General features: G+C 51.0%; 9 protein-coding genes. 1 reads left to right on the forward strand and 8 read right to left on the reverse strand.

The genetic code is table 11. The annotated features are described in order from the left end of the window. Nucleotides 1-584 precede the first annotated feature (584 nt). The 8 genes from Q0482_RS07055 to Q0482_RS07090 all read right to left on the reverse strand — a co-directional run bounded on the left by Q0482_RS07055 (nt 585) and on the right by Q0482_RS07090 (nt 6703). Nucleotides 585-1409 (reverse strand): basic amino acid ABC transporter substrate-binding protein, encoded by an 825-nt coding sequence (locus Q0482_RS07055; RefSeq protein WP_299145018.1) that lies wholly within the window; start codon nt 1407-1409, stop codon nt 585-587. A 115-nt stretch (nt 1410-1524) separates the two neighbouring features. Beyond that, on the reverse strand, nt 1525-2115 hold the full coding sequence (gene yfbR / locus Q0482_RS07060) for a 5'-deoxynucleotidase (RefSeq protein ID WP_299145019.1): 591 nt from the start codon (nt 2113-2115) through the stop codon (nt 1525-1527). After that, the gene (thiD, locus tag Q0482_RS07065; protein ID WP_299145021.1) at nt 2112-2918 is read right to left on the reverse strand and encodes a bifunctional hydroxymethylpyrimidine kinase/phosphomethylpyrimidine kinase; all 807 of its coding nucleotides are present in this window, start codon (nt 2916-2918) and stop codon (nt 2112-2114) included. Before thiD ends, yfbR begins: the two co-directional genes overlap by 4 nt. A 3-nt stretch (nt 2919-2921) precedes the next feature. Then, nucleotides 2922-3395, reverse strand: a complete 474-nt coding sequence (locus tag Q0482_RS07070) for a histidine phosphatase family protein (RefSeq protein ID WP_296980653.1) — start codon at nt 3393-3395, stop codon at nt 2922-2924. Between the two features lie 17 nt (nt 3396-3412). Beyond that, on the reverse strand, nt 3413-4084 hold the full coding sequence (locus tag Q0482_RS07075; protein WP_299145023.1) for a hypothetical protein: 672 nt from the start codon (nt 4082-4084) through the stop codon (nt 3413-3415). Further along, nucleotides 4081-5478 carry a DUF2157 domain-containing protein gene (locus tag Q0482_RS07080; RefSeq protein WP_299145025.1) on the reverse strand — a complete coding sequence of 466 codons (1398 nt, stop codon included), beginning with the start codon at nt 5476-5478 and terminating at the stop codon, nt 4081-4083. The genes Q0482_RS07075 and Q0482_RS07080 overlap by 4 nt, the downstream gene beginning before the upstream one ends. Nucleotides 5479-5744: 266 nt before the next feature. Continuing rightward, entirely contained in the window at nt 5745-6128 is a 384-nt protein-coding gene (locus Q0482_RS07085) for a hypothetical protein (RefSeq protein WP_299145027.1), read from the reverse strand. 50 nt (nt 6129-6178) lie between these two features. After that, nucleotides 6179-6703: a hypothetical protein gene (locus tag Q0482_RS07090; RefSeq protein ID WP_299145029.1), complete on the reverse strand. Its 525-nt coding sequence runs from the start codon at nt 6701-6703 to the stop codon at nt 6179-6181. Nucleotides 6704-6955: 252 nt separating this feature from the next. Between Q0482_RS07090 and Q0482_RS07095 the strand changes: the two genes are divergently transcribed. Further along, the coding region (locus Q0482_RS07095) for a hypothetical protein (RefSeq protein ID WP_299145031.1) at nt 6956-7336 on the forward strand (381 nt) is incomplete at its 3' end.

Consider the following 7336-nt stretch of genomic DNA (forward strand, 5'->3'; position numbering starts at 1 on the left):
CTCCCCACCCTATTGTGCCCCGCCTGCGGGGTGGCAAGGGAACTGGAGTTGCACCAGCGAACTGGATTCGCAGGGGAGCCTAAGCGACCTGAGAATCCAGTGAGTCGGTGACAGCAATGGATGTAGGGGAGCAAAGCGACCCGAAAATCCAGTGACACGCTTCCCTATGGGTAAAGGTGGTGCGTTAGCACCAAAGGGGGCGGGCCCGTAGGGCCCGCAGGTTGTGTAGAAGGGTTATGTAGAAAGGTGCGAAGAAAGGGTTCAGAGGGTTCAGAGGGTTGTGGTATCGCCCTAACGGGCGATGAATATAAAGGAGTCAGCGTTACGGGATTTGCCTTCCCGCCTCCCACCTGTCAGAATACTGAGCGCAGCGAAGGATCTTGGTACCTGCCGACAGCAGCCCATAAACCGGTGAACACCAATCGGCGGAAAGCCGAAACCGACAGCAATAAGCCGGAAGCCAACAGCGGAAAGCGGCCAGCCGATAGTCTCCCTCACTGTCCCACTGTCTCACTGTCTCACTAATACACTATCCCACCAGCCCACTAAAAAAAGAGCCCCTTTCGGGAGCTCTTTTTTTCATATCAGATACCCAGCGCTTCTTCCGCTGTAGCCGGCATTTCGGGCAGCGGGGTTTTGAACCATTTTTCATGGAGTTCGTTTAACGTGCCCTTCTGTTTCAGGTCTGCAATGGCTTTATTCACTTCCTGCTGCAGCTGTTTGTTGTCCTTATTGAAGCCGAAGGCGAAGTACTGTACTTTGGAGTCCGGTACGTCTACCACCCGGAAGGCGCCTTTACCGTCGGTGGCTACGAAGTAGTCCGCTGCCGGTTTGTCCAGGATGCCTGCCACGGCGCCGCCGGCTTTCAGTTCCATGACGATGTCGGAGGAGTGGTCGAAGTTTCTCGTCTTCATACCTTTATCCTGGGCGTAGTAGGCGGCGGTGGTGCCGACCTGTACGGCGATTTCCTGTCCTTTGTTCATGTCGTCTACGGAGTGGATGTCGCTGTCCGCCTTGGTAACCACAGCCAGCTTTGTTTCATAGAAGGGAGCGGCGAAAAGGATTTTTTCCGCCCTTTCTTTGGTGGCGGTCATGCCGGAAGCAGTCATATCCACTTCCTTGGACTGGAGGGAAGGAATGAGACCGTCGAAGGCGATATTCCTGAATTCCACGTCCTTCCCCATTTCCTTGGCTACAGCCCGCACCACATCGATTTCATAGCCGGTATAGTCCTTGCCGTCCTTTGTCTTGAATTCAAAGGGTACGTAGGTGGCATTGGTAGCCACTTTCAGTACGTTCTTCCCGGCGGGAGCAGAAGCAGCTTTTTTCTCTCCGCCGCAGCCTGCCATCATGCCCGCAGCCAGCACCAGGGCCGATGTAACCAATACGCCTTTTTTCCACAGTTTCATAAGAGCACCTCATTTTTATGCAATTTATACGAATTATGTAAATAATTATACACTCTCATACCCTTTCTGTCCACAAGAAAAATCAGGCAGGAGACATATTCCTCTGCCTGATTTCTTACTGTATGTTCCTGTTCAGTTCGTCCAGTGTTTCCGCAAAGCTGCCGGAGAAATGGTCCATGAACCAGTCCACTTCCTCCATGTGGAGGGCTTTCAGCTTTTCTTCCGTAGCCTTGAAGGCTTCCTTGAATTCGCTGTTTCCGTCGCGGATTTCTTCCATGCATTTCAGGTAGGCGCTCATGGTATCTGCCGCCTTGGCCAGGGGCCAGAGGGGATCCTTTTCCATGTCCACCACGTAGGGCTTGTAGGAAGGCCGGAGACTTTCAGGCAGGGTACAGAGCAGTTTTTCCCGGGCCTGGTCTTCGATTTTCTGGTACTGCTCCCGAAGGTCGCTGGTGAAATATTTCACCGGCGTAGGCATGTCCCCGGTGAAGACTTCGCTGGCATCATGGTAAAGAGCCAGCAGCGCCGCCCTTTCGGGGTCCAAATTCTTATGGAAGATGTCCTTGCCGATCACCGCCAGGGCATGGGCAATCATGACGGTCTGGAGGGTGTGCTCCGCATCGTTTTCGGAAATGGAATTCCGCATAAGGCCCCAGCGGGAAATATATTTCAGCCGGGCCATGAAGGCAAAGAAGGGATAGTTCATTCCATGCGCCCCCATTTTTCTCCGTAGAACCAGAAATGGTGCACAGGGCCGTGTCCGTGGCCTACAGAATCTTCAGCCGCCTTGGCAATGGCCCCTTCCATGTATTTCTTTGCTTCTCCCACAGCCTCCGTGAGAGTAAATCCTTTTGCCAGCCCTGCCGCTATGGCGCTGGACAGGGTGCAGCCGGTGCCATGGGTATTTCCCGTGGAAATCCTCTTCCCTGAAAATACATGAAATTCCTTTCCATCATAGAGAATATCCCTGGCGTCCTCCACGCTGTGTCCCCCTTTCACCAGCACCGCCGAAGGTCCCAGATTCATGAGGGCCAGGGCCGCTTTTTTCATGTCCTCTTCATTTTGGATGGAAAGGCCTGACAGAACCTCCGCCTCCGGTATGTTGGGGGTGATGACTGTGCTTATGGGAATGAGCTTTTCCTTATAAACGGCTATGGCCTCTTCTTCCAGCAGCACGGCGCCGCTGGTGGCCACCATGACGGGATCCACCACCAGAGGCACCTTTTTCCCTTTAAGAAAATCGGCCACCGTCTCCACGATGGGAGCGGAAGAAAGCATGCCGGTCTTCACCGCCTTTGGCGGAATGTCATCAAAAACCGCCTCCAGCTGGGCCTTCACCATATCCACCGGTGTATTCACCACCATGGAGACGCCCTTCGTGTTCTGGGCGGTCAAAGCACAGATACAGCTCATGCCGTAGGTGCCAAGGGCCGCAAAGGTCTTGAGATCCGCCTGGATGCCGGCGCCGCCGGAAGAGTCGGAACCGGCCACTGTCAATACGGGAATCATAGCTTATCCCTCCTTCTTCAGCTGGCGAAGGCCGGAGGTGAAATAGCCGATGAGCTTTCCCTGGTTCCACTTCAGGTCATAGTCAATCACCGCAATGCCTGCCAGGTCAAATTTCACTGCCGCGCTGCAGGTGGTGAGCAGGTAGGACTGGAGGAAAGGATGATGGCTTACCAGTGCAATGGGAGAACCGTCCTGCAGCAGATGATTCCTCACCATCTGCCAGTTCGGCTGGAGAAGCTCCTCTGCCGTATGGATTTCCTCGGCAAAACATTCCTCCGCCAGGATACCTGCCGTCTGCCTTGTTCTCACATAGGGAGAGGTAAAAATGCGGATGGGATTTTCCTTAAGAAATCTGGCCAGAATGCGGGACGAACGGCGGGCCTGCCGCATGCCCTTAGGCGTAAGGCTCCTTTCCCTGTTTTCCATATCCTCCGTCTGGGGAACCGCTTCCCCGTGACGCATCAAAATAATATACATAAGTCTCCCTCCATTCCTTATTCCTTACTCTCCGAATCCCTGCCCACAGAGTAGGCATCCTTTTCCTTGCCGCTTCTTGCGTACTTCACAGACAGATTCTTACCCACCGTGGTGTAGGTCTGCTCCACAGGAGAACCGTTGGCCAGCACCTTGGAAATCACCACCCGGCCGTCCTTGATATGCACCAGGGCGGTAAGGTCATTTTTCATGCGGGTCTCTGTCTTCTTGCCCGTCTTGTCCTTCAGCTGTACCCGTTCCGACAGCTCCACCACCGACAGCTTCTTCAGCTGCTCCGGCAGCATGTACATACGGTCAGCAGGGAAATTGAAATGCACCAGTCCGTCGGATGCGGAAATCACCCGGGTAATAATATACAGCCCGCCGGGCTTTCTGTCCCAGGCGCCGGTAAGCTCCATCATCCCCTCGCTGTTCTTGTCAAAGGACAGGTAGATTTCCTGCCCCTTCTCCGGCGTCACCGACCCCTTCCAGGGCGCTTCGGTGAGGGGAATGTAAATGGGGAGATAATTTCTTCCATAAAAATCCCCTTTGAAATCAATGGCCGCCGGAACTTCGTACTCCGCCCCATCCAGCATGGTGGACCGGTAATCCCCCCGGATCCAGAACAGGGCTCCCGCCTCAATCACAAAAACCAGCGCCAGCAGGATCAGAGATAATTTTCTGGATATCATCGAGACCCCTCCTCTCCCTGCTCTTCCTTATCCCTATGGACAGGCGTCTTCTTTTTGGACGGAAGATACATGAAATAGCAGATTACCGCCGCCGCAAGACCGATACCCAGGAAGAAAAGCCCCCTCTGGGTAAAGGTGAGGGCCGAATCAATGACACGGATGGCGCCGTCGCCGGCCAAAAGGAACACACCGGCCCAGCTCTGCACCGCCCGGTCTGTGAAAAGCCCCCGGAGAATGACGCCTCCCGCCAGAATGCCTGCATACACAGAAACAATGATGGCAGGCAGGGCACCGGAAGTTTCAAAAATAGACACCACAGCGGAAAGGCCCATCACAAAGGGCGTAAGCCCCGCCAGCACCGAAAGCCACTCCTTTTTCAGCGCGATACGGAAAAGGAGCACACCATCCGCCGCCAGAAACAGGAGGAAAATGAACCACAGGGCATAGCTGCCGGAAATATCCGCCCATACCGCCCCGTAGGAACCTTCCAGCAGTACCGCGAAAACCGCAATGCCGCCGAAGAAGCGGAGCGCATCGGCCCCCAGGCCGTAGGAACGGAAAAGTCCGCCCGCCATCCAGGTCAGCGCCGCCGCCAGGGAGAAGAAAATGGTCTGCCACAGCATATTTCCTGCAGACCAGAAAATGAGGAGCAGGATACCTACCGCCCACACCCAGGAAAAGCACACCACCGCCCGGTCCCGGTGGCTTCGGAGCATGTGGCCCAGAATGCCCAGGGCAAGGAACATGTAAATCCAGGACGCCGCCTCCGGCCATCCCCTCACCGGCGCACTGTAGAAGATGCCGACGGACACGATCATGTAAATAATCCCCATGCCCGCCGACTCCGTCACCACCGTCATGATGAGAAGGAGCAAGGCACAGAGTGCAAGGGCGCTGTACAAATCAGAGGACAGCTTGAAAGAATCCCCCACCATCCAGAAGGCGCCTATCAAACATATCCCGTGGAGAGAAGCCGCCGCCTCCCGCAGAAAGACAGGAAGCCTGTGAACCGGCCCTAAAGCCTTCTTCCGAAGAGGCAGGGCCTCCTCCCCATCCCCCTTTTCTTCCGACAGCGGTTCCTTCTTTTTCTCAAAACCGCCGAAGGCCCCCCGGTCCGCCAGCACTACCACCGCCATCAGCAGAAAAGACACCGCCAGCGGCGCCAGAGCCAGCAGGAACCGCTGATCCTGGTCCAGCCCGCTCCAAAGACTGGCGCAGAGGAAGAAAATCCCTCCGATAATGCATACCGCAGCCAAAATAAACAGCGCCTCCCGGTAAGCCGCACTGTCCTGCCTTTTATACCGGGAAAGGATCTTCTTTCCCGCATCCTCCGAAATCACATCTTCCTTCACCCAGCGAGGAATTTCCTGCTTCAGCCAGCTTCGATTCGACATACTATCACATCCCGATTTAATCTATTTCAACGGCAGCAGAAGCTGCCCATTCATTCCTTTATACTCCTTTCTTTATTCTATACAACCGCCGCGAAAAAAGCTATTACTTCATGAAAAGCCCCGGAAAAGAACTGATGAAATTTGCTTCTGTAAAAATCAGTGCTTTCCCGGGCTTCACCTCGGAGCTGTATAAAATTTGATGCAGCAGATATGAAATAAATGAAATCAGCATAGAGAATCGTGCTTATTTGAAAATACATATTTCCTTAAAGTTTTCCATTATGGAATCCAACCCCAAGCACAAATATAAAAATCGCCAATCCAATATAATAAGCTTTATTTAATATCCACAAACAGCTGATATGCCTCCTGCATTGCTTTGCTTCTTTAGAATTATCCCCATATAGCTTTATCTGTATATCATATTTTTTCCTGGAGCACCACTGAGACCTTCTATTCTGCAGAATAAAAATAGCACAAATAAGGCAGAACATGACTGCTACATTAAAATCATAGTGATTTACACTAATGTATAAAAGCCATGAAAAATATAATAAGCCTGATAAACCGCCTGCATAATAATATAATTTTTGCATTTTCGTTTCGCCTTGCTGCAGGCGATTGCTTATCATAAACAAGACGCTGTCCATAAGCAAAATCAAACTATACTGTATCAATTTTGAACCCCCACGCAACAGGCCTATTCCTGGTGAAACTGCGGATCTTTCTCTGCCTGGACTGCCATCTCCTTATACACCTTTCTCTCCTCTTTATTGAAATTAGAAATTTGTGAAACCACCTTCAGTTCATTCTCTCCATATTTTGATAAAGATTTATCAATTTCCATCCGTTCTGATACCGGCTGGTCCGGATTTTGATAAACTTTGATTTTATAAGGTTCTGCATAAATTACATAAAATCCCGCACTTCCCAAGGAATATAGGACTTTATCCCGGTAAAATATGTCAGATTCAGTTTTAACTCTATATACATGCCTGTCAAGAAGCGTTCCTTTATATTTATTGTCCTCCGGCCTAACATCCAATAATGATATATCCCCATTACTTATTTCTAAAACCCGGACTCTCAATTGATTTCCAAACAAAACCGGCGCATAACGATCCCAAGCTGCCGGCTGGGACATTACATGAATGAACTGTACTGTAAAGAAAAAAATATGATAAAAGCAGAAAATTCCGATTGCAATGCCGATTTTTTTTAGCATAGTCCATCACCATGATTCCACACAGCCATTTTATCAAGATTTGGAATTCCTTAAATAGCTCGCTATTTGCATTATCCCACTCCTTGCATTACATAAAAATTCCAGAATAAAAGCAGGGAACGATTTAATCAGCACCTCCCTAGGTTTTCTCTTTTATCACTTCATCTAACCCTTTAATTTATCTTCTATTATACTCCTTCATCCTTCTGATTGCCCCACTCTGTGATACCTCCTGCTCTTCCTTATGACTATATGCATAGAAACAGCACCGGCGAAGTCCCCTCAGAAATCCTGCAGGCGCCCATCCATGGAGCAGGAGGGAGGGGATGGAGGCAGAAGCTGTTTCTCCTTCAGTGCACTGAAACCAATGGAATAAAAAGCATACATAGGACAGAGGTTTGCAGGATAATGGATGTCTCCCCTGTCACGTATGCATTTCCATGTAAAAAGGCTTCACAGATTTCTGTGAGGCCTTTTTGTGGTGCTGACCTCCCGTGGTTTAGGCTGCATGCCGGCAGTGATGACTCAGCGGCGGGCAGCATACCACCATTTGAAAAATTAGCAAAATGCTGCAGCAGCAAAAAAGGGGCTGTGAAAAAATGTAAATCATTTTTTCACAGCCCATATTTTATA

It is taken from the genome of uncultured Dialister sp. (assembly GCF_937959425.1).
GTDB lineage: Bacteria > Bacillota > Negativicutes > Veillonellales > Dialisteraceae > Dialister.